General features: G+C 50.6%; 23 protein-coding genes. 6 read left to right on the forward strand and 17 right to left on the reverse strand.

All coding sequences use genetic code 11. The annotated features are described in order from the left end of the window. Positions 1-19: 19 nt before the first annotated feature. The gene (gene ptsP, locus O4H47_RS16135; protein WP_269395041.1) at positions 20-2,287 is read right to left on the reverse strand and encodes a phosphoenolpyruvate--protein phosphotransferase; all 2,268 of its coding nucleotides are present in this window, start codon (positions 2,285-2,287) and stop codon (positions 20-22) included. A 51-nt stretch (positions 2,288-2,338) separates the two neighbouring features. Continuing rightward, entirely contained in the window at positions 2,339-3,610 is a 1,272-nt protein-coding gene (locus O4H47_RS16140; RefSeq protein WP_269395042.1) for an aspartate kinase, read from the reverse strand. A gap of 254 nt (positions 3,611-3,864) precedes the next feature. Between O4H47_RS16140 and ubiG the strand changes: the two genes are divergently transcribed. After that, a complete protein-coding gene (gene ubiG, locus O4H47_RS16145; RefSeq protein ID WP_269395043.1) occupies positions 3,865-4,605 on the forward strand; it encodes a bifunctional 2-polyprenyl-6-hydroxyphenol methylase/3-demethylubiquinol 3-O-methyltransferase UbiG in 741 nt (246 codons plus the stop codon). On the opposite strand, the gene O4H47_RS16150 is transcribed toward ubiG, so the two are convergent. The 7 genes from O4H47_RS16150 to O4H47_RS16180 all read right to left on the reverse strand — a co-directional run bounded on the left by O4H47_RS16150 (position 4,602) and on the right by O4H47_RS16180 (position 8,847). Continuing rightward, positions 4,602-5,441: a hypothetical protein gene (locus O4H47_RS16150; protein ID WP_269395044.1), complete on the reverse strand. Its 840-nt coding sequence runs from the start codon at positions 5,439-5,441 to the stop codon at positions 4,602-4,604. The genes ubiG and O4H47_RS16150 overlap by 4 nt on opposite strands. 113 nt (positions 5,442-5,554) lie before the next feature. Beyond that, entirely contained in the window at positions 5,555-6,022 is a 468-nt protein-coding gene (locus O4H47_RS16155; RefSeq protein ID WP_269395045.1) for an SRPBCC domain-containing protein, read from the reverse strand. Beyond that, a complete protein-coding gene (locus tag O4H47_RS16160) occupies positions 6,022-6,342 on the reverse strand; it encodes an ArsR/SmtB family transcription factor (RefSeq protein ID WP_269395046.1) in 321 nt (106 codons plus the stop codon). The genes O4H47_RS16155 and O4H47_RS16160 overlap by 1 nt, the downstream gene beginning before the upstream one ends. A 108-nt stretch (positions 6,343-6,450) precedes the next feature. Then, positions 6,451-6,876: a DUF1178 family protein gene (locus O4H47_RS16165; protein ID WP_269395047.1), complete on the reverse strand. Its 426-nt coding sequence runs from the start codon at positions 6,874-6,876 to the stop codon at positions 6,451-6,453. Between the two features lie 28 nt (positions 6,877-6,904). Further along, positions 6,905-7,738 (reverse strand): carbon-nitrogen hydrolase family protein, encoded by an 834-nt coding sequence (locus tag O4H47_RS16170; RefSeq protein WP_269395048.1) that lies wholly within the window; start codon positions 7,736-7,738, stop codon positions 6,905-6,907. Position 7,739: 1 nt separating this feature from the next. Beyond that, positions 7,740-8,006, reverse strand: a complete 267-nt coding sequence (gene grxC / locus O4H47_RS16175; RefSeq protein WP_269395049.1) for a glutaredoxin 3 — start codon at positions 8,004-8,006, stop codon at positions 7,740-7,742. 34 nt (positions 8,007-8,040) lie between these two features. Beyond that, positions 8,041-8,847, reverse strand: coding sequence for a ComF family protein (locus O4H47_RS16180; protein ID WP_269395050.1), 807 nt, complete (start codon positions 8,845-8,847; stop codon positions 8,041-8,043). 32 nt (positions 8,848-8,879) lie between these two features. Between O4H47_RS16180 and O4H47_RS16185 the strand changes: the two genes are divergently transcribed. Then, entirely contained in the window at positions 8,880-9,734 is an 855-nt protein-coding gene (locus O4H47_RS16185) for a methyltransferase domain-containing protein (protein WP_269395051.1), read from the forward strand. 12 nt (positions 9,735-9,746) lie between these two features. Here the strand turns inward: O4H47_RS16185 and O4H47_RS16190 are convergent, their stop codons facing one another. From O4H47_RS16190 to O4H47_RS16210, 5 genes are read right to left on the reverse strand one after another with little or no spacing between them, the layout of a single operon-like run. Continuing rightward, positions 9,747-9,938 (reverse strand): Flp family type IVb pilin, encoded by a 192-nt coding sequence (locus O4H47_RS16190; protein ID WP_269395052.1) that lies wholly within the window; start codon positions 9,936-9,938, stop codon positions 9,747-9,749. A gap of 33 nt (positions 9,939-9,971) precedes the next feature. Beyond that, positions 9,972-10,382 carry a (deoxy)nucleoside triphosphate pyrophosphohydrolase gene (locus O4H47_RS16195; protein ID WP_269395053.1) on the reverse strand — a complete coding sequence of 137 codons (411 nt, stop codon included), beginning with the start codon at positions 10,380-10,382 and terminating at the stop codon, positions 9,972-9,974. A gap of 22 nt (positions 10,383-10,404) precedes the next feature. Continuing rightward, on the reverse strand, positions 10,405-10,812 hold the full coding sequence (locus O4H47_RS16200; RefSeq protein ID WP_269395054.1) for an SRPBCC domain-containing protein: 408 nt from the start codon (positions 10,810-10,812) through the stop codon (positions 10,405-10,407). A 24-nt stretch (positions 10,813-10,836) separates the two neighbouring features. Continuing rightward, on the reverse strand, positions 10,837-12,078 hold the full coding sequence (gene argJ, locus O4H47_RS16205) for a bifunctional glutamate N-acetyltransferase/amino-acid acetyltransferase ArgJ (RefSeq protein ID WP_269395055.1): 1,242 nt from the start codon (positions 12,076-12,078) through the stop codon (positions 10,837-10,839). Position 12,079: 1 nt separating this feature from the next. Then, positions 12,080-12,928 carry a peptidylprolyl isomerase gene (locus O4H47_RS16210; RefSeq protein WP_269395056.1) on the reverse strand — a complete coding sequence of 283 codons (849 nt, stop codon included), beginning with the start codon at positions 12,926-12,928 and terminating at the stop codon, positions 12,080-12,082. 247 nt (positions 12,929-13,175) lie between these two features. On the opposite strand from O4H47_RS16210, the gene secA reads away from it, so the two are divergent. Continuing rightward, positions 13,176-15,848 carry a preprotein translocase subunit SecA gene (secA, locus tag O4H47_RS16215; protein WP_269395057.1) on the forward strand — a complete coding sequence of 891 codons (2,673 nt, stop codon included), beginning with the start codon at positions 13,176-13,178 and terminating at the stop codon, positions 15,846-15,848. 73 nt (positions 15,849-15,921) lie between these two features. Then, the gene (locus O4H47_RS16220; protein WP_269395058.1) at positions 15,922-16,617 is read left to right on the forward strand and encodes a class I SAM-dependent methyltransferase; all 696 of its coding nucleotides are present in this window, start codon (positions 15,922-15,924) and stop codon (positions 16,615-16,617) included. A 46-nt stretch (positions 16,618-16,663) separates the two neighbouring features. On the opposite strand, the gene O4H47_RS16225 is transcribed toward O4H47_RS16220, so the two are convergent. Together O4H47_RS16225 and O4H47_RS16230 are read right to left on the reverse strand one after the other, a co-directional pair. After that, positions 16,664-17,356: a hypothetical protein gene (locus O4H47_RS16225; protein WP_269395059.1), complete on the reverse strand. Its 693-nt coding sequence runs from the start codon at positions 17,354-17,356 to the stop codon at positions 16,664-16,666. Next, a complete protein-coding gene (locus tag O4H47_RS16230) occupies positions 17,353-17,934 on the reverse strand; it encodes a uracil-DNA glycosylase family protein (RefSeq protein WP_269395060.1) in 582 nt (193 codons plus the stop codon). The genes O4H47_RS16225 and O4H47_RS16230 overlap by 4 nt, the downstream gene beginning before the upstream one ends. Positions 17,935-18,088: 154 nt before the next feature. Here O4H47_RS16230 and O4H47_RS16235 point away from each other — a divergent pair, with 154 nt between their 5' ends. Together O4H47_RS16235 and O4H47_RS16240 are read left to right on the forward strand one after the other, a co-directional pair. Continuing rightward, a complete protein-coding gene (locus O4H47_RS16235; RefSeq protein WP_269395061.1) occupies positions 18,089-19,864 on the forward strand; it encodes an SLC13 family permease in 1,776 nt (591 codons plus the stop codon). Positions 19,865-19,873: 9 nt separating this feature from the next. Next, a complete protein-coding gene (locus O4H47_RS16240; RefSeq protein WP_269395062.1) occupies positions 19,874-20,338 on the forward strand; it encodes a GNAT family N-acetyltransferase in 465 nt (154 codons plus the stop codon). Here the strand turns inward: O4H47_RS16240 and O4H47_RS16245 are convergent. Then, entirely contained in the window at positions 20,335-21,243 is a 909-nt protein-coding gene (locus O4H47_RS16245; RefSeq protein ID WP_269395063.1) for a hypothetical protein, read from the reverse strand. The two genes, O4H47_RS16240 and O4H47_RS16245, sit on opposite strands and share 4 nt — an antisense overlap. Between the last annotated feature and the right edge of the window lie 42 nt (positions 21,244-21,285).

A 21,285-nucleotide genomic window follows, 5' to 3' on the forward strand; every position in this document is an offset into this window, starting at 1 on the left:
CTTCTAATGTGTAAGAGCGCTAAAGCGGCAGACCTTGCCGGTCCGCTAGCGCATAAAGAAATTCACGAATGTCTAGGTTGCCCGAGTCATTGTCCAGCGCCTCTGCCAATTGGGAGCGCAACTGCATTAAATCAAGGCTTAATACCAATTCTTTGATTTGTCCAACTGATGATGCGGCCATGCTCAACCGCTCAATGCCCACCGCCATTAGCGCCAGAGCTTCAATTGGACGGCCGGCCAATTCACCACACATGGTCAAAGGTTTTTCATGCCGTTTTGCAGCGTCTGCAATGTGCTTGAATGCCCGCAAACGCGATGGCGCAATCGCATCATACCGCCTCGCAACCCGCGCATTTGCCCGGTCAGCAGCGGTCAAAAACTGCACCAAATCATTGGACCCTATGGAAACAAAATCCGTCAGCGGCAACAATTGGTCCAGCTCAAACAACAGCGAGGGCACTTCAATCATTGCCCCAACGCGCAATTTTGATGGCACCGCAATCGCAGAATTATGCAAACGCTGCAGCTCAACATTGACCATCTGGCGGGCTTCAATGAACTCATGACAGTCCGTAACCATAGGCACTAAGATGTCCAGAGGTCGGCCATTCGCCGCCTGCAAAAGCGCGCGAATTTGCGTGCGTAATAGGGCAGGTCGATCCAAACCCAAACGCAATGAACGCCAGCCCATGGCCGGGTTCTCTTCAGTCGCTGAGCGCAGATAAGGCACAACCTTATCGCCCCCAATATCCAACAAGCGGAATACAATCGGGCGGTCCGCCGCCAGATCCATCGCTTGGCTATATAGTTCAACCTGCTCGGCCAAACGTGGGAGTTTGGATGCGATCATGAACTGCAATTCAGTTCTAAAAAGCCCAATGCCTGAGGCGCCTGTTTCTTCAATCGCGGGCAGATCAGCCAGCAATCCTGAATTGTGCAACAGGGTAATTGCAACCCCATCAAGGGTAACCGATGGTTTGTCCTTAAGCGCTGCAAACCGTTCTTGGCGCTTAGCGCTCAGGCGAACCTTATCTGCATATGTGGCTTCAACATCTTCAGTTGGCCGCAAATGGATCGTGCCCGTTTGCGCATCCAAAATAATACTATCACCCGTTTCACAGATCGAGGTGATATTGTCCGCCTGCCCCATCACCGCAATGCCAAGCGAGCGAGCAACAATGGCCACATGGGCGGTCATGCCGCCTTCTTCAAGCGCTACGCCTTTGAGTTTGGTGCGGTCATATTCCAGCAATTCAGCCGGCCCCATATTCCGCGCCACCAAAATCGCATTTTCGGGCAATTCATGCCGCCCGAAAACCTTCGTGTCGCCAGTCAGAACCCGCAGCAAACGGTTCGCCAAATCATCCAAATCGTGCAAACGATCCCGAATGTAAGGGTCCGTTTGGCGCATCATGCGCGCGCGCGTATCGTTTTGTACCCGTTCAACCGCAGCTTCTGCGGTCAACCCGCTGGCCACCGCCTCACGCAACCGCCGCAACCACCCCCGGTCATGGGCGAACATGCGGTAGCTTTCCAAAATCTCACGGTGTTCAGAACGTGCCTGCATGTCACGTTGGTTGAACATATCATCAATCGACATGCGCATGGTGCGCACCGCGCGTTCCAACCGCTGTGTTTCTGCGTCCACATCTTCGGCAACAAAATTGGTCACCACCACCCGTGGGTCGTGGATGAACACTTTGCCCAAAGCAATACCATCAGAAAAACTGGCCGCTTCAAACGTGCGCGGGCGGCGTAATTCAATGTTGGACCCAGAGCCCACCAATAAACCAAATTCCGCGGTCGAAACCATTTCCGCCAACAAGGTAGCCGTGGTCAGCAGGGCTTCTGTTTCAGCTTCGGAGTAAAGTCGACCTTCGCGGCCCTGAACGTCCAAAACACCAAGGGTTTGCCCGGATCGCAATACCGGCACCCCAAGAAACGAGTGGTAGGGATCCTCGCCCGTTTCAGGACGATAGGCAAAAGCGGGATGCGAAGGTGCATCGGCCAAATTGAGCGGCTGCGCTTCAGACGCGATCAAGCCAACAAGGCCTTCGCCCAATCGCAAAGTGGTTTTATGCACCGCTTCGCGCTTGAGCCCTTGAGTGGCAAACAATTCCAATTGACCATCATCGCGCAAGACATAGAAAGAGCACACGTCGGCGTGCATACTATCCGAAATCAACTCAACGATTTTATCTAGCCGCTCCTGGATACCCAAAGTTTCAGCCATGGTCGCTCTTAAACGACGCAACAGCTCCCTTGGACCAGTGGTCATAATTGTCATTTTTCCCTCAACCACAAATGTGGCCGCCTGTGCCGTCTTCGGTTAACCCGATTAGGCCTCTTCTACATCAAGTCCGTAGTAAGTATGCAACGCCCGAACTGCAAGTTCAGCATATTCTTCATCAATCAATACTGAAGTTTTGATCTCAGAAGTCGTAATCAGTTGAATATTAATGCCTTTATCGGACAAAGCCTTAAACATTGAAGCGGCAACACCAGCGTGCGAACGCATGCCAACACCCACCACAGAGATCTTTGCAGAGCCTTTTGAGCCAGAAATCGAATCATATTCGAGCGTAGACTTGCCCGCTTCTTTGAGCACATTAAGGCTCTTTTCGTACTCAGTGTCTGGCACGGTGAAGGTAATATCGGTCTCGCGGCCATCGTCAGAAATATTCTGCACGATCATGTCCACCACAATCTGAGCATCGGCCAATGGGCCAAATACGTCTGCCGCCACGCCAGGATTATCCTTCACGCCGCGCAGTGTGATTTTGGCTTCTGAGCGCGCGCATGTCACACCAGATACGATTTGCTTTTCCATAATTTCATCCTCATCACAAACCAACGTTCCAGGACCATTCCAAGACCCATCTGCATTCAAAGCAGGCACTGTTTCAGGGTCATCAAAACTCGAACGCACCACCAGCCGAACTTTTTTCGCCATGGCCAATTCGACAGAACGCGTTTGCAAAACTTTCGCGCCCAATGATGCCATTTCAAGCATCTCTTCAAAACTAATTCTTTCAAGCCGTCTGGCTTTTGGCACAATGCGCGGGTCCGTTGTATAGACCCCATCCACATCCGTATAAATATCACACCGATCCGCTTTGACCGCTGCAGCAACCGCCACCGCACTTGTGTCAGATCCACCCCGCCCAAGCGTCGTAATCCGGTTTTGTGGCGAGATGCCTTGGAAACCCGTGACCACACAAACAACGCCTTCATCCATGCGCTCTTGCAAAAGGTCTGGCTCAATATTGGTAATCCGCGCGGCGCCATGCGCATCATTTGTTTCAATCGGCACTTGCCAACCCGCAAAAGAGCGCGCGGGCACACCAGCGTCTTGCAGAACGATCGCCATCAACCCAGCGGTGACTTGCTCACCAGAGGCCACAACAGCGTCATATTCGCGCGCATCATGCAATGTTGCTGCGGCGCGGGCGTAGCCAACAAGCTCGTTGGTCTTGCCAGACATGGCAGACACAACAACACAAACCTTGTTGCCAAGATCAACTTCACGTTTGACATGTCGGGCCGCATGCCTGATCCGTTCAATATCAGCGACAGAGGTGCCGCCAAACTTCATCACGATGGTTGCCATTAAAAACGTTCCTGATTTTTTGCCCTGTCTGACGTTTACTGCCACAGGTTAAATAGGGTGCACTTTAAAGTTGTCGCGGGCGGACCATTGCCATAAACCAGCAATTCAATCAACAAAAAGCCAACATTGTGCTTGACTGAGACAATATCTCACCTGATCTGTTAGGGTGTTATTGGCGTATAATGCAAGTCGAGTTTGAACCAACTGGTCTTGGTTTCACCTAATCTGGCCGCTACCGATTTAAGGATAAAAACATGTCAGCAACCACAATTGAAGCCGCAGAAGTTGAACGCTTCACCGCTATGGCCGACGAATGGTGGGACCCGAAAGGCAAATTTCAACCGCTGCATAAATTCAATCCAGTGCGCCTAGCTTACATTAGAAACGCCGTGATCAGCCATTTCAATTTAGACGAAACGGCCCGCGAACCCTTTGCAGGCCTGCGGTTCCTTGACATTGGCTGTGGCGGCGGCTTGCTGTGTGAACCCATGAAGCGCCTGGGCGCAACCGTTGTGGGCGCGGATGCAGGCGAGAAGAACATTAAAATTGCTCAAAATCATGCCGAGCGCGTTGGGTTGGATATTGATTATCGCGCCACCACATCCGAAGCCCTAGCGGAACAAGGCGAGCAATTTGATGTGGTCTTGAACATGGAAGTCATCGAGCACGTCAACGACATCCAACTTTATCTTGAAAGTTGCGCCGCCCTCGTTAAACCCGGCGGCATCATGTTTGTCGCCACCATCAACCGCACCTTTAAGGCCTATGCCCTTGCCATCGTTGGTGCAGAACACGTGCTGCGTTGGCTGCCTAAAGGCACCCACACATACGACAAATTTGTAACGCCGGAAGAAATCACCTCCATTCTAAAACGCAATAACATGCAAATCATGGAGCGCTCCGGCGTTTCCTATTCGCCCCTAGAAGACAAATGGAAACGCTCAAAAGACTTGAGCGTGAATTACATGTTGTTGGCACAGAAGTTAAAAGGTTAGGCGGGACCACCCATCTGTCGAGCAATCTCTTTCCAATATTGGGCCGCCAATGCGCTCGGTTTGTCTTTGGCGAACGGCGTATATTCACGCCAAGCCTTGTGAACGACATCAAGAATGATCTCTTCACCTTGAACATGTGTTGCCAACTCATCTAACGCGGCCAAAAAGCGTTTGTCTTTATGAACACACTTGTAATGGGCCAAGACGAACACATAATAAAACAACGTGTAGCGGCGAAACGGGTATTCAACCTTTAAGAAACGCGAACCTAAACCGAACTCGCAAGGCCCCAAAGGCAAGCGGCTTTCCCAATGATCCAGCAAAAAGAGGGCCGCGCGGTTAAGGCTCTTTTGCACCGATGCATTGTTTTTCCGAAAACGAAACGCGTCCAAAACAAATAGAGTTGTGCCTGGATTACTGGCGTCTGTTGCTGCAGATTTGCCGAGTTTGGCCGTTGCGCAACGCCATCCGCCATCGCCCCATTGTAAGTCGATCAAATGTTGATAGCTTGCTTCCAGCTCTTCATCTATCGGCGCGTGAAGCCACCCAAATGCCGCAAGAATTCTCGCGGTCATGCATGGTAAATGGGTTTTACGTTTGTTGTAGCTGAACGACCCATCGTCATTTCGAAAGGTTCTAACAAAATCAAGCGCCGTTTGGAGCTGGCTGTGTGCGTCAGCACGGGCCCCCATGCCACCCAACGCCGTTAAGACGTCAATCGTGCAAAAACCCGCCGGTGCATGAATATCGCCATCTGTGCGAGACCAGTGCGGACCGCCGTTTTCCGCTTCGCGACCTAAAAGGTCATCAATTTCCTTTTTCCAACCTTGCGCCATGCTAACCTCCATCAACAAAGGGTGCACCCGTCGGTGGCAGAAGCAAATGAGTTAGATCAATTCACAAACTGACAGCGACCAAATCGCCGCTGCCTCCCTGTTCTTTGCGCAATTTAACCCGAAAACGAAGCCAAATAGCCGCCTTCTAGGATCATGGTCCAGCCATGGCCGTAACCGCCGTGCACCATTTCAGCCATATCGCCCAAGGCTTCCCAATTGCTTTGGGTCAATTCAAGCCGTGTCGAATTGTCCCCAAGCGATGTGAACCGCACTTCAACCAAGGTGCGCTCGCCCACTTCTTCGTGACCGGGGGCAGGAATGTGAAAATCCATTGATAGGAAATCGTTGGGATTATATTCTTTGATCGTGCCCCAAAGGGTTTCAACCCCACCTGCACCCAATTCAACAATTTGCCCATCTGGCCGCGCATCAACGCGAATACCGGTGGCCGGTTCGCCTTTCATGGCGGACAAAGTGAATTTGCCCAACGGCCACCAACTGTCCATTTTGTTGATAAAAACATCAAATGCTGTGGCTTGATCGCAAGGCACATCTATTGTTTTAACAAGTGGTTCCAACATTATTCTTTTCCCTTTTCATCCATAACCTTTGCGATTTCTGCCCGATAAGCAGAAAAAGCATCCGACCAAAAGCAGTCGAGATAATCGCGTAATTCTTTCAGGCCTTCACGTTTGATCGAATACAAACGGCGGTTGCCCTGCGGCTGAACGCTTACCAAATGCGCATCTTGCAATACCCGCAAATGTTGCGACACCGCCGGGCGCGACACGGTCTGCCCCTTTGCCAACTCGCCAACCGTTTTGGGCTGGTCGCGCAGATGTTCAAAAATCTGTCGCCTGGTTGGGTCTGCCAATGCTGAGAAGATTTCTTGGTAAGCCATAACTTACCGTAAGTCAAAACTTACATAAATGTCAACGCCAAAGACAAATACAAAAAAACCGCCGAGCGAAGCTGGCGGTTTAATCATCTAAAGCGCTGAAATTAAACGCTAGTTATGGTCTTCAGGGGCCGCGGGCAAGGGCAAAAAATCAACACCCTCTTCAACCAAAGAGCTTACTTCTTCGGACGTTGCTTCACCGTAAATGCCACGGCTCTCGCTTTCTTCAAGGTGAATTTTGCGCGCCTCTTCGGCAAACCGATCACCCACATATTCCGCTTCGCTGACCACTTTGTTGCGCAACTTGTTCATAGCGTCACGCAAAGCTTTTTGCTCAGGATGACCGGCAGACAAGGCAACTTTTTGGTTTGATTTTTTGCCAACAGCGGGTGCCATCAAGGCTTTGTTGACATCGGCTGAACCACAAACTGGGCACTCCAAAACACCCTGACTTGCTTGCACGTCATAGGCATCGGCATTTTTAAACCAAGCTTCGAACTTATGTTCGTTTGCGCAGCTAAGCGAATACTGGATCACGAAAGGACACCCTTATGTTTCATCGTTGTCATTGTGCCGCATTATGGTTAACGCTTAGCGAAAAATGCCGTTGATTGGCAAGTGTCGGTATGCGAGATCGCGCCTCTTTGACCTGTTCAGCGTCGAACGGGGCGACAATTAACCCATTGCCCCCATCTCCGCAAGTGGCAACAATTTTGCCCCAAGGGTCAATAATCATCGAATGGCCATAGGTTTTGCGCCCATTGGCGTGATCGCCCCCTTGCGCTGCCGCAACCAAATAGCATCCTGTTTCAATCGCCCGCGCCCGCAACAAGCTTTCCCAATGGGCTTTGCCTGTGGGTGCAGTAAAGGCCGCGGGTACGGTCAGAATTTGTGCGCCAGCTTGGCGCAACGTGGCAAACAATTGGGGGAAGCGCACATCATAACAAATCGCCATGCCAAGCCCGACACCGGCAACATCCGCCACTACAGCGCGCTCACCCGCATCAAAATTCTTGCTTTCGCGGTAAGGTGCATCGCCTGCAACATCCGCATCAAATAGATGGATTTTGTCGTAATAGGCTTTTTGGGTGCCGTCAGGAGCAAACAAAAAAGCCCGGTTCAAGCATTTACCGCTATCACTGCCAACTGCAACCGAACCAACGTGCAAATATAGCTGATAGGTTTTGGCCATTTCACCAAGTTGGGCGAGCGCCACATCAAGGCCATTGGCAACAAAGCGTTGAAGGCCATCATGGTTTTCTGCAAACATCACCGCCATTTCTGGCACCTGCAGATAGGTTACGCCTTGTTCATGCGCCTTTGCGCAAGCGCCCTCAATGGCGCGCAGGTTTTCTGTCGCATCCATTGAAGAGCACATTTGAAAGGCGCCAAGCAGCATTTTAGCTCGCAGCGCGTTTAAGCAACGGGTCAAGTTTGCCCCGTCGGTCCAAGGCATTCATATCGTCAAACCCGCCAATATGCTGGCCGTCAATAAAGATTTGCGGCACAGTGTGGCTGCCGTTTGCGCGCTCAAGCATTTCTTGGCGTTTAGCAGGATCGCCGATGACAGTCATTTCTGTGTAAGCAACGCCCTTTTTATCAAGTAATGCTTTAGCAGCCAGACAATATGGGCAAGTGGGTGTGGTATAGATTTCGATCGTGGGCACAAATTGCTCCTAGTTGATCAAGTGGGACCAGTTTCTATATTGCACCAATAGGCCCTGTGACAACCCGTGCAAAGCTCAAGACGTTCACCTTGTCGCGATATTTTGCTTTAAAGCTACGCGCAATTGCCTCAACCGTGGCCCCTGTAGTTACAACATCATCAACAATTACAATGTGTTGCCCTTGATATTGTTCCAAAAATTGGTCGGCAACCACAAATGCGCCCCGCACGTTCTGCTCGCGATCTTTTGAACTCAACCCCACCTGCTGCCGGGTAAAGCGCTTACGTTCCACCCAGTCCGATCGCACCTCAAACCCCGTCAGTTGCCCCAATTGGTCCGCAAGCAATTGGCTTTGGTTATACCGCCGCGACAACCTGCGCCGCCAATGCAACGGTACGGGCACAAACACACAAGAAGACGCCCAAAAATCTTCGCCCGCAATATACATCAACTGGGCACAAAATTTCGCCAACTCCAAACGATCTCCATATTTGAATTGGGATACCAATTGGCGCGCCAAATCATCATAGATCACCGCAGCCCTGGCCCGGGCGAATGTGGGCGGCTGCGCAATGGCCTCAGCGCTCAAAACCCCAGCCCCAAGATCTGCCGCAAACGGAATCCCCAAAACCGGGCAATAGGGTTTAGAGATAAACCGCAACTTGCCCCAACAAGGCGCGCACAACCCATCCGCTGCAACAATGGGGGCATCACACGCTAGACAGCAGGGTGGAAAAAGCATATCCAAAGCCCGGTCGCGCCATTTGATCGCGCCCGACTGAGCGCTCAATTTTAGTGATTTGGCTTGCGCAACCCATTTGTTGTTGCCCATCGTCGTCATAAAAATGCTCAAAGTAAATTTGGAGCCACACCATGCAGCCACCCGTGATTTTTAATCGTAGCCGAATTCAAACACGATTGAAACGCCGGGGCTTTGCTGATGACCATTTCATCGCTGAATTGGTGCATGGTGAACTCCAAAGCCGGTTGGCCACCATCACCCGCAAATTCGAAAAAGCGTTATTCGTCGCGCCCTCTCAAGAATATTTGTTGGACAAGGGGCACACAGCATCGGACCCGATCCAGTTTGAAACAGCAACCACTCTGCTGCCCGCTAAGGATATTCAGCACCTAAATGTTGAACAATTCACGCCCTCTGCCGATCGATATGATCTGATCATTTCGCTGATGGACCTGCAAACCATCAATGACGTACCCGGTTTTCTCAGCCAAATCCGCAACCACCTCAAACCCGATGGTTTGTTTATGGGAGCCGCCCTTGGTGGCGAAACGCTAAAGGAACTTCGCGCTGTTTGGCTAAAGGCGGACGAAGAAGTCTCTGGGGGAGCATTCTTGCGTGTGGCGCCATTCATAGACATTCGCGATGCGGGCGCCCTATTGCAACGCGCGGGCTTTGCCTTGCCTGTCGCGGACCTGGAACACCATACGGTGCGCTACGAACATCCCCTCGCGCTGATGAGCGAACTTAGAGCCTTTGGGGCCACAAACCCCATGATTGAGGTGCCTCAAAAAGCCACCACGAGAAAACTGTTGGGCAAAGTCATCGGCCACTATATTGAAGACCATCAGAATGACGATGGCCGCGTGCCCGCCACACTGGAATTCATCTGGCTTTCTGCATGGGCACCCCACGAAAGCCAACAAAAACCTCTTGCACCGGGTAGCGCAAAAGTCTCACTCAAAGACGTGCTTGAAAAAGATAAATAGAGCCAAAAGCCCTCAGGATTTATTCGCGTTGCTCATCGCCCCGATGATGCTTTTCTCGTTCCCATTGAACAAGTCATTCAGCGCATCCCCAAGTCCATTAAAAGACGCAATAACCACCACCGCCACAACAGCAGCGATCAGACCGTACTCGATGGCTGTTGCCCCACTATCATTGTGCAGAAAAGCTTTGAGTTGGATCTTCATGGGTCAGTTCCCTGCCTTGGCATCGCTTCATACTTAGAGCAGATCGCACAAATGGGCGACCAGCGGTTCGTCTGCCGGGGGCATTGGGTAATCGCGCAAACGCTGCGGCTTGACCCACTTCAGCGCTAAATGCTCAAGCGCGTTGGGGGTCCCCTGCCATTTCCGGCATACATAAAGTGGCATCAGAAGGTGAAATTTCTCATAAGAAAAAGACGCGAATGAGAGCGGCGCAAGGCAAGCCTGTTGGGTGTCGATATCCAACTCTTCCTTCAACTCACGAATGATCGCTTCTTCCGGGCTTTCATTCGCCTCGACCTTGCCCCCAGGGAATTCCCACAAGCCGCCCATGCTCTTGTTTTGGGGCCGTTGCGCAATAAGCACACGCCGATCCGCATCCACCAAAGCGCAAGCGACCACCAACAAAACCGGTTTTTGATCTGTCAAAACATATTCTTTCGATTGCAGATTATTTGAGTTTTTCTTCGGTATAGGCGGCAAATCGGTTCAAAATAGCTTGCCAACCCGCGCGCTGCATTTCAATTTCATCTTCTGCATCAAATGTTTCTGTGATTTTCACAAATCCATCTGAGCCCTTAAATTGCACCCGAACGGTCCGACCGTCTTCCAATTTAAATTCAATAAGCTCATGCTCAAAAATGGTGGTGAACGTGCCAACAAAGTCAAAACCCATGCTGCCATCTTTGGCTTCCATGCGAGAGGAAGTTTGACCGCCAACCCGTAAATCGACACTTGCAGTAGTTGTGTGCCAATCATCAGACGCTGCATTCCAGTTCACAATGTCGTCCGGACTATTCCAACATGACCAAACAGTCTCAATGTCTGCCCTTACGATCGCCTCAATCGTGATTTTCATCTTGGCCCCCCAACTTGCTCTGGCCTAGCTACGGTAGTCCCCATTGATCGACACATAACCATGCGTCAAATCACAGCCATAAATGGTCGCTTCACCCGCGCCCAAGCCCAAATCAACACCAATTTCGATCTCTTGATTTTTCATATATTGGCTGGCCACCGCTTCAGAATAATCCGGCGAGCGGTAGCCCTCTTTTGCCACCACCAAATCACCAAACCGTATTTGCAACTTATCGCGATCAGCTGGCTCACCTGCTTTGCCAACCGCTGCGACCACGCGACCCCAGTTTGCATCTTCACCCGCAAGCGCTGTTTTCACCAATGGTGAATTGGCAATTGAACGCGCAATAACATCAGCACTTTGATCCGAAGTTGCGCCAACCACTTTGACCACCATCAATTTGGTTGCCCCTTCACCATCGCGGATAATTTGCAGCGCAAGGTCATGCAAAACGGCGTGCAACGCTTGAGAGAAATCCGTGCAACGTGGGTCATCCAAACTTGTGATCGGCTCAAGTCCGCGCCCCTTTGCGGCACCCGTTGCAAAAACCAAACAGGTGTCTGAGGTGGAGGTATCACTATCCACTGTTATGGCGTTGAAGCTTTTTGCGTTGCCTTCAACCAAAATCGCTTGCAAAACATTTGCAGCAATTGGAACATCGGTAAAAATATAAGACAGCATGGTCGCCATATTCGGCGCAATCATCCCTGATCCCTTTGCAATGCCCGAAATACAAACGTCCACCCCATCAAGATCAAAAGAAGCACCAGCGCCTTTGGCAAAAGTGTCCGTTGTGCGAATGGTATTGGCCGCAGCTTCATAGTCTGCGCTTTGTTTTAGCGATTGCGCTAGCGCAGCCACAAGCGGCTTGGCATCCAGCGGTTCACCAATTACCCCGGTCGAGGAAATAAACACTTCACCAGGTTCACAATGCAACAATTCAGCCGCAGCATCTGCGGTTTTTTGCACAGTTTGCGCGCCAACTTTGCCCACAAAGGCATTGGCATTGCCCGCATTAACCACCAAGGCGCGGGCAGAGCCGGCAACAAGGTTTTGTTTGCACCAATCAATGGGGGCGGAAGGACACTTGCTTTTGGTTAGAACCCCGGCAACTGTGGTGCCAGGCACCATGCGCGCCACAAATAAGTTAGCGCGCCCATGATAGCCCTCGCCAATAGAAGCGGTAAATAATTCCGCCCCCTCGACCTTCGCTAGCCCTGGAAAACTCTCTGGCGCCAGTGGCGACACAGCCGTCACTTTAGCCATATTAGTTGCCCACATTCATGATTTGAATATTTGAACCCGCTTTAAGGTCCTCAACCAACTTCTCGAACTTGCCAACCATAACACGCTGGCGGATTTGGGGTAAAACCTGTTCAAACGTTGGTGGCGTGGACGGACGACGATCTTCAAGTTTGATCACGTGCCAGCCAAATTGCGATTGAACTGGGCCCGAATGCGCACCAACTTCCAACGCACGGGTCGCTTCAAAAAACTCTGGCACCATGTCCCCTTCGCTGAAGTAGCCAAGGTCGCCCCCTTGTGGACCGGATGGGCCTGTGGATTTTTCTTTAGCGACTTCAGCAAAATCGCGACCATTGTCCAACTCAACAACAACCAGTTTGGCATCATCTTCTGAAGCCAATAAAATGTGGCGCGCGTGGTACATGTCTTTGCCTTCAAAGTTCTTGAATGCATCATCATAAGCCGCTTTCAGCTCATCTTGGCTGACCTCTGTGGCCATCACATCCTGCAAATAGGCCCGGCGCAACGCCCGATCTTCCAAATAGGTTTTGCGGCTTGCAAATGTAGTTGTGTCCGCCATGCCAGCCTTGCGCGCAGCTTGGGCCATGACTTTCATATCCACCAGCATCTGCACCAAAAAGTCGCGGCGCTCATTCACCGGGATTTGCGTAATTTCTTCGCCCATATCTTCAAGCGCATAGCTTAATTCTGCTTGGGTGATATTTTCGCCACCCACAACAGCAATCACCACATCCGGGCCCAAAATCTCTTGTGCAAAGACCGCAGGGGCGCTCAACATGCCAAAAGCAACTGCCCCGCCGAGCAAGAATTTTCGAAAACCATTTTGGCGTTTCAGGTCATTTTTCAGCATTATCAGACTTTCTTTTTCTTTTGGGCACCCGCCGCCTTAAAAACGGCGGATAGGTGGCGAACATATTTATTTGAGGTTTGCGTGATTTGGCAGGCGTTGACAAGACACTTCACCGCACTTACATCTCCCAACGCTTGAATAGATAAAAAATAGGCCCTTATGCCCATCGATCATCACGTTCTCGCACAGAATTTTCCGCTGATGCGCCGAAAATAAGGCGAATTGGCAACAAAATGGGACCGCTCATATGGCACTCGCCGCGCTAGCACGAAAAATCTTTGGCTCTTCAAATGACCGCCAAGTAAAAAAATATCGCCCGATCGTTGAAAAAATTAACGCGCTAGAGCCTGAGCTCGCGGCACTGACGGACGAGCAACTACAAGCCCGGACAAATGAGTTTAAAGCCCAGCACCAAAATGGCACCAAAATAGAAGATCTTTTGGTACCCGCTTTTGCCACAGTACGCGAAGCTGCAAAGCGCGCGATGGGCATGCGCCATTTCGATGTTCAGCTGATCGGTGGCATGGTGCTCAACGATAACGCCATTGCTGAAATGCGCACCGGTGAGGGTAAAACCCTTGTGGCCACTTTGGCCGTTTACTTGAACGCGCTAACCGGAAACGGTGTGCATGTGGTGACCGTGAACGACTACTTGGCCAGCCGCGATGCGCAATGGATGAGCCAAGTCTATAGTTTCCTCGGCCTGACCACTGGCATCATCGTTCACGGCCTATCCGACGATCAACGCCGCGCCGCCTATGCAGCGGATGTGACCTATGGCACCAACAACGAATTTGGCTTTGATTATCTGCGCGACAACATGAAGTTCTCTAAAGAACAAATGGTGCAGCGCGGCCACCACTTCGCCATCGTGGATGAGGTCGATTCAATTTTGATCGATGAGGCGCGTACGCCTTTGATTATTTCAGGTCCTTCTGAAGATCGCTCTGATCTCTATGTGCAAATTGACGCACTGATGAAGCACTTGGCCGACGAAGACTTTGAACTGGACGAAAAACAACGCTCTGCCTCTTTCACTGATGATGGGATCGAAAAATTTGAGACCATCCTAAAAGTAGCCGATCTGATTAAAGGCGAAAGCCTTTTTGACATTGAGAACGTTTCTATCGTTCATCACCTCAATTCAGCCCTTCGGGCGCACAAACTCTTCACGCGTGACAAAGACTATATCGTGCGCGATGATGAAGTTGTCATCATCGACGAATTCACTGGCCGTATGATGCCGGGCCGTCGTTTTTCTGAAGGTTTGCACCAAGCTCTAGAAGCTAAAGAAGGCGCAAAAATTCAGCCAGAGAACCAAACGCTAGCTTCGATCACGTTCCAAAACTACTTCCGTCTTTACAATAAGCTTGCCGGCATGACCGGCACCGCGGCAACCGAAGCTGAAGAATTTGCCGACATTTATAAGTTGGACGTTATTTCAATCCCAACCAACAAAGATTTGTCGCGGATTGACGAGGAAGACGAAGTTTACCGCACGGTGGAAGAAAAATTCACCGCCATCGCCGACGAAGTTCTTGAATGCCAAAAGCGCAAGCAACCGGTTTTGGTCGGCACCACATCGATCGAAAAATCTGAGTTCTTGGCTGACTTGCTCAAGAAAAAAGGCGCCAAGGACATCAAAGTTCTCAACGCCCGTCATCACGAACAAGAAGCGCAAATCATCGCAGACGCAGGCATGCCCGGCGCAGTGACCATCGCCACCAACATGGCGGGCCGCGGCACTGACATTCAGCTTGGCGGCAACTTAGAAATGCGCGTTGAAAACGAATGCGGTGACCTTGAAGGTGAAGTGCGCGACGCCAAAATCAAGCAAATCGAAGCTGAAATTGAAACCCGCAAGCAAGAAGCGCTCGCCGCTGGTGGCCTTTATGTGATCGGCACCGAACGGCACGAATCTCGCCGGATCGACAATCAATTGCGTGGCCGTTCTGGCCGTCAGGGTGATCCGGGTCGCTCCAAGTTTTACCTGTCTTTGCAAGACGATCTGATGCGCATTTTTGCGCCAGAACGCATGGAAGGCATGTTGGTAAAATTGGGCCTTGAAGATGGCGAAGCCATTGCCCACCCTTGGGTCACAAAAGCCCTTGAGCGCAGCCAACAAAAAGTAGAAGCCCGCAACTTCGACATTCGTAAAAACATCCTCAAATACGATGATGTGATGAATGATCAACGTAAGGTCATTTTTGAACAACGCCTTGAATTGATGGACAATGCCAATGTGGCCGAAGCCATCAAAGAAATGCGCGAAGACGTTGTGCATGACATCATTGAAAAAGCCATTCCCGAGCGCTCTTACCCAGAGCAATGGAAACATGAGCAATTGGCAGAAGCCGCCAAGACTTACCTCAATGTAGATGCCCCGATCAAAGAATGGTCTGAAGAAGAAGGCATCGACGCCGAACAGGTAACAGAGCGTTTGGTGAAATTGGCGGATGAAACTGCAGCCAAAAAAGCAGCCGACTATTCACCCGAAATCATGCGCCAAATCGAAAAGCAGATTTTGCTGCAATCCATTGATGGTCTTTGGCGCGAGCATTTGGTCACCCTTGATCACCTGTCAAAAGTGGTGGGTTGGCGTGGCCTTGCCCAGCGCGACCCACTTAATGAGTATAAGCAAGAAGGCTATGAACTATTCCAAACATTGCTCGACAGCTTGCGCGAATTAGTGATCGCTCAACTGAGCCACGTACAAGTGCAAGTGGCCCCACCAGAGCCACAAATGCCCCCAATGCAGGAACAGCACATCGACCCCTTCACCGGTGAAAATGACGCTATTCCAGCAACCGATCAGATCAATCCAGAAGATCCCTCAACTTGGGGCAAGGTGCGCCGCAATGAAGCGTGCCCATGTGGATCTGGCAAAAAGTACAAACACTGCCACGGCGCAATTGCCTAGTTCGGTATGTAACGTTTAAAAAATCAAAGGCCGCTCGATTTATCGGGCGGCTTTTTTGTTCTAGGGGAACCCAATGACGGCCACGGACTTTAATCAACTTGCCAAGTTTTATGACGTCGACAAAGTTAGCCTATGGCACGATCTTTATGAACGCCCAACATCTATTAAATTGATGGGGAATATAAATGGCCTGAACCTTTTGGATGCTGGCTGCGGGGCGGGAAAACACAGCGCCGACCTCTTGGCAAAGGGCGCAAGCGTGTCCGGATGCGATATTAGTGCAAAAATGCTCCAATTTGCCAAAGACGCTCTAGGCGATCAAATGCAATTTAAAATTGCGGATTTATCCAATCCTTTGCCATATGCAGAGGCTGAATTTGACGGCATCTTATGTGCACTTGCGCTGCATTTCATAAAGGACTGGAAAACACCGCTGAGCGAATTCCATCGGCTCTTAAAACCTGGCGGGCGGCTTGTTTTTTCAACACTTCACCCGTTCATTGAAATCGAAAAAGTCGAAAGTGAAAACTACTTTGCTCATGCACCAATAGAAAACAAACGCAAAATTGATGGCGAAACGATGCTCGTGCGCTATTGGCGTCGCCCGCTAACGCAAATGATTGAAGAAATAAACGCATCAGGCTTACAAATTGAAACCATAAAAGAGCCCATGCCGCTTGAAACCGCCAAAGAGAAGTTTCCAGATGCCTATGAGAAGCTAACCACACAGCCACGCTTTATTTTCTTTGTTTTGAAAAAACCTGCCTAAAAACCATACTCGCGGCCCTCAGCGGTGCGCCCGTTGCATAATGGGCCTAGCGACAGTCAAAAAGATATTCGCTTAACACTTGAGCCAATGCATCCGCCGGTACGGCTGCGCGCTTTTGAAAAACCGCCAAACGACCAACCATTTCTTGCAACTGCGCGAATTGCTCAATGACATGATACTCGGGCCGATCTATGTAGTCGTCAACCACCATGGTCCATTCTATTTCATCCCCAAGGGCCTGAACGCATTTCAGCGCGCAAGCGACCCGAAAGCGCCCATCGATCAGAATGAAGTCTGGTCTTACACCTTGGGGCAGGTCTGAATATTGCGCAAAACGCTTGATTTGGTTCTTAGATAAATCACGCCCTTTGCTTGGATAACCCCAATCCCCTGTGAACCCAATATCTGCATGAATGTAATGCTGATTAGCGTTTTGATATCCCGCCTGCTCAACTGTCTGACGCACGCTCAGCGAGAAAAGCAAATCACTCTCTTTGCTGACAAAAGGCAAGCCCCGCTTTGCCGCCAAAAAAGTCGATCCTCCGCTGCCAAATTCTAAATAGCATTTTGCATCAGCCAATCGGCTTTCGAACCAATTGATGGCCCGTTCATTTTCAAAGTGGGGCAAAGTGGCGGTACGATACACCAACATTTTCTGAAGGGCTTGATGAACAAGCGGCCATCCCTTCGTCAAATAGATCAGCCCACTATTCCAACGCGGCAGGTTTTTGGTTTTCATTCCAACAGTTCCTTCACCCGCGCTTGCAAATTTGGCACCACTTCCGTTTCAAACCAAGCATTTCGTCGCAACCAAATATTGTTGCGCGGACTGGGATGCGGCAAGGGCAAGTAGTCTGGCAAGAACTCTTGCCAGCGCTCAACAGTTTGTGTGAGCGTTTTGGACTGGCGATTACCCAAATGATAATCCATCGCATAAGCGCCAATGATAATCTTCAATTCCAACTGCGGCAGCTGTTCAAACAAGTTATCATGCCAAGTGGCACCACATTCACGGCGGGGCGGCAGATCACCGGACGAACCAGTGCCGGGAAAACAAAACCCCATCGGCACAATGGCAAAAATATTTGGATCATAGAACTGGGCTGGTGTTACCCCCAACCAATTGCGTAACCGTTCGCCGCTTTTGTCGTCAAAAGGTTTGCCCGTTTCATGCACGATGCGACCGGGCGCTTGCCCCGCAATCAATATTTTTGCTGTTGTGCCAACTTGCAACACCGGTCTGGGCCCAAGCGGCAAATGGGCGGCACAAAGGGTGCAATCCCTTATGCTGGTCACAAGGCTCACAAATTCTGACATCATCATTTCTCCCAAACCCAATTTCGGAGAAATTTCCCCGTTCACCCCAAACCACACAAAGAAAACTAATCCGTTTTACCCCCTAGTCGACAGCCCACGAATTTGCGATTATCAAACAAAATCAAATCGCCAATTCAACTAGGCTCTCCGCTTTATGACCCTTGACCAAATCCTCCTATTTTCCCTTTTCTTTTTGGTCTTTGTCGGTCTCTTGTGGGGCAGATGGCGTTATGATCTCATCGCATTCACCGCACTTATTATTGCATTGCTGCTGCAGCTTGTGCCAACACAAATGGCATTTTCCGGCTTTGGCCACCCCGCCACCATAATTGTTGCATTGGTGCTTATTGTATCACGTGGCCTAACAAACTCAGGCGCAGTAGATTTGATCACCCGCTCAGTAATTGATCAATCGCGCTCCATTGGCATGCATATCACTATTATGGGTGGTCTTGGGGGTATTCTGTCCGCCTTTATGAACAACGTAGCGGCGTTGGCTATGTTGATGCCTGTAGATATTCAAGCCGCCCAAAAGGCGGGCCGCACACCCAGCCAAACCCTAATGCCCTTGTCTTTTGCTACCATATTGGGTGGCTTAGTTACCCTTATTGGTACACCGCCAAATATCATTATCGCTTCAATCCGCGAGACCACCTTGGGCGAACCGTTCAAGATGTTTGATTTTGCCCCTGTTGGCATCATCGCCTCTGTAGTTGGCATCACCTATGTGGCCACCATCGGCTGGCGGTTGATCCCTGAACAGTCCCGCAGCAAAAACGCCACAAGTGAATTGGCAGAACTTGAAGGCTATATCGCGGATTTGGTGGTTGCCGATGACAGCAAAGCGATCGGCCAAAAGGTAAAAGAACTCGACGCCATCGCCGAAGAGAACGACTGCCATGTGCTGGGCTTGTCCCGACGTGGGAAGCGTTTGGCCGGCCGGGCCCGGAACGAAGAAATCAAAGCAGGTGATCATTTGATCATTGAAGCTTCACCTGAAGCCATAAACGCTTTGGTCGGCGCATTGGGCCTTAAATTCCAAGGCCAAACCGCAACAAACAACGCTTTGTCGGGCGATGTAGTTTTGGCCGAGGCTGTTGTAACACGTGAGAGCCGTTTGGCGGGCCGTACGGCCATGCAATCAAAACTATTGCCGCGCTATGGTGTTTCGCTGTTAGGGATATCGCGCCAAGGCAAGGCCATACGCACCCAGGTGCGCAAGACAGAACTAGAGCCCGGCGATATATTGCTGCTCTTAGGTGCGCCAGACAATGTTGAAGATGTTATCGGCCGCATGGGCTTTTTGCCCCTTGCCGACCGGCAATTGCCTGTCACCCAATATGATCGCGCATGGCTCGCCATCGGTGTTTTTGCCGCAGCCCTGATTGCGGCCAGCTTTGGCTGGATATACCTGCCCGTCGCCTTGGCGGTTGTGGCCATAATCTTTGTGTTCACCGACATTGTGCCCTTACGTGAACTTTATGACACGATTGAATGGCCCGTGGTGGTTTTATTGGGGTCTATGATTCCCCTAGGTGCGGCGCTTGAAAGCTCTGGCGGCACAGAACTGATCGTCAATGGTTTAGCTGCGGCCACCGCAGGTCTTCCTGCGTGGATGGCGCTGACCTTGCTCATGATCGTCACCATGACCCTTTCAGATGTTCTAAACAATACCGCCACGGCCATTGTTGCCGCCCCCATCGCCATTGGCCTCGCCAACCAATTAGGGGTCAATCCGGACCCATTTTTGATGGCGGTTGCCGTTGCAGCAAGTTGCGCCTTCCTCACCCCTATCGGGCACAAAAACAACATGCTCATTCTAGGGCCGGGCGGCTATTCTTTCTCCGACTATTGGCGCATGGGATTGCCTCTTGAGATCATCATCGTGGCAGTGTCCGTGCCCGCCATTCTTGTCTTTTGGCCGCTCTAAGGAGCAGTAATGACCCTATCATTTGAACAATTTGATCGCGTTTTAACGCTCAACAACATTCACGCCAAAGAAACATCATTCCTTGAGACCGCAGATCTTGAGCGCTTAACCAAGCGTTCTTATCTCACCAAAACCATCGGCGAACTCGACGCGTTTCTGATCGCCATGAGTCACAATTCGCCCCATGATGGGATCAATTATTCTTGGTTCAAACAGCGCTACGATAGTTTTGCCTATGTCGATAGGATCGTCACCGCGCAACATGCGCGCGGCAAAGGCCACGCCAGAACGCTCTATCTTGATTTAATGGATAAGGCGAAAGCTGATGGCATAGAAATGGTGTGCTGTGAAATCAACCATTGTCCACCCAACCCTGGCTCTGTTGCCTTCCATGAAAAGCTGGGGTTTGAAATGATCGACACCGCTGCTTTAGATGAAACCAAAACAGTTGGCTATTGGATCAAAAAGCTCTAAAGCGGCAAAAACACCCGTCGCATAATCTCAGGTCGCCCCGCGCGTTCTGCTGATTTTCGTGATGCATGATTGTACCTATCGATGGTACCAATCATCAACCGCTCTGGTGTTTGTTTTGCCCGCAATGTGGCCAAACTCATTTGCATATGGGCGGCATATCCATGTCCGGACGCGGAAGAAACAATCACTTCTTCCACCACCTCATCGCCTTGCAGCCAGCCAATCGCACTGTCGCGAATGCAAAACATACCAATGGGCTCTGACTGGTGTGCAACATGCGCCACATAGAGGTCACCGTTCTCATGACAACTTGTCAGATCATCCAAATCGGCGCCATTAGTGTTGCGCCGCAATTGTGGGTGATCCCGCTTCACCCGTTCATATCGCACATCGATCATTTCTTTGAGGGCGCACACATCTGCATCTTGAGATAGAGAAACCTGTTCCGTTGCCTCAGCCATTTGGGCATATTGAGCGCCATGAATGGAACAATCTAGCACTGCATCTGCAGTTGGCATTTCATGCGCGGGAGCAGTGAGGCGCACAAATTGAGGCGCAAATACACACCAATGCTCTTTGACATGTTTTCGCAAAGCATAAAGATCAGAAAACTCATGCGCGATAACGTCAACGAAGGGTCGGTCAACGTCCAGCCCATAAAACCGAATGCCGGCCAGCATCGCGCCATCTTCAGTTTCGATCAATCGATGATTGTAGGCGCTTGGCTCAACATCAAAACGGTCAATATTGTCGGAAAACAGTCGTGCAAAATCAGGGTCATGGATGAAGTTCAATTGCTGATGTAGCCAATTTTGCACCCTTTTTGATGGAAAACCGAAAAGCTGAGTTTCCAAAGCCAATTCATGTTTCAAGGAGGACCAGCGCAAAATCTCTTCAATACTCATATCAAAGACACTAGCGCACGTTTATCAGCTGTCAATCGATGT

The organism is Maritalea porphyrae, from assembly GCF_027213965.1.
Lineage (GTDB): Bacteria > Pseudomonadota > Alphaproteobacteria > Rhizobiales > Devosiaceae > Maritalea > Maritalea porphyrae_A.

Coding starts and splice junctions, on each gene's coding strand:
- O4H47_RS16155 (WP_269395045.1), bottom strand. CDS start 6,022: ATGTTGGAACCACTTGTTAAAACAATAGATGTGCCTTGCGATCAAGCC.
- argJ (WP_269395055.1), bottom strand. CDS start 12,078: ATGGCTAAAGTGACGGCTGTGTCGCCACTGGCGCCAGAGAGTTTTCCA.
- O4H47_RS16140 (WP_269395042.1), bottom strand. CDS start 3,610: ATGGCAACCATCGTGATGAAGTTTGGCGGCACCTCTGTCGCTGATATT.
- O4H47_RS16200 (WP_269395054.1), bottom strand. CDS start 10,812: ATGAAAATCACGATTGAGGCGATCGTAAGGGCAGACATTGAGACTGTT.
- O4H47_RS16230 (WP_269395060.1), bottom strand. CDS start 17,934: ATGTCAGAATTTGTGAGCCTTGTGACCAGCATAAGGGATTGCACCCTT.
- O4H47_RS16240 (WP_269395062.1), top strand. CDS start 19,874: ATGACCCTATCATTTGAACAATTTGATCGCGTTTTAACGCTCAACAAC.
- ubiG (WP_269395043.1), top strand. CDS start 3,865: ATGTCAGCAACCACAATTGAAGCCGCAGAAGTTGAACGCTTCACCGCT.
- O4H47_RS16210 (WP_269395056.1), bottom strand. CDS start 12,928: ATGCTGAAAAATGACCTGAAACGCCAAAATGGTTTTCGAAAATTCTTG.
- ptsP (WP_269395041.1), bottom strand. CDS start 2,287: ATGACAATTATGACCACTGGTCCAAGGGAGCTGTTGCGTCGTTTAAGA.
- O4H47_RS16150 (WP_269395044.1), bottom strand. CDS start 5,441: ATGGCGCAAGGTTGGAAAAAGGAAATTGATGACCTTTTAGGTCGCGAA.
- O4H47_RS16235 (WP_269395061.1), top strand. CDS start 18,089: ATGACCCTTGACCAAATCCTCCTATTTTCCCTTTTCTTTTTGGTCTTT.
- O4H47_RS16180 (WP_269395050.1), bottom strand. CDS start 8,847: ATGACGACGATGGGCAACAACAAATGGGTTGCGCAAGCCAAATCACTA.
- O4H47_RS16170 (WP_269395048.1), bottom strand. CDS start 7,738: ATGCTGCTTGGCGCCTTTCAAATGTGCTCTTCAATGGATGCGACAGAA.
- O4H47_RS16245 (WP_269395063.1), bottom strand. CDS start 21,243: ATGAGTATTGAAGAGATTTTGCGCTGGTCCTCCTTGAAACATGAATTG.
- O4H47_RS16185 (WP_269395051.1), top strand. CDS start 8,880: ATGCAGCCACCCGTGATTTTTAATCGTAGCCGAATTCAAACACGATTG.
- O4H47_RS16220 (WP_269395058.1), top strand. CDS start 15,922: ATGACGGCCACGGACTTTAATCAACTTGCCAAGTTTTATGACGTCGAC.
- O4H47_RS16225 (WP_269395059.1), bottom strand. CDS start 17,356: ATGAAAACCAAAAACCTGCCGCGTTGGAATAGTGGGCTGATCTATTTG.
- O4H47_RS16190 (WP_269395052.1), bottom strand. CDS start 9,938: ATGAAGATCCAACTCAAAGCTTTTCTGCACAATGATAGTGGGGCAACA.
- secA (WP_269395057.1), top strand. CDS start 13,176: ATGGCACTCGCCGCGCTAGCACGAAAAATCTTTGGCTCTTCAAATGAC.
- O4H47_RS16160 (WP_269395046.1), bottom strand. CDS start 6,342: ATGGCTTACCAAGAAATCTTCTCAGCATTGGCAGACCCAACCAGGCGA.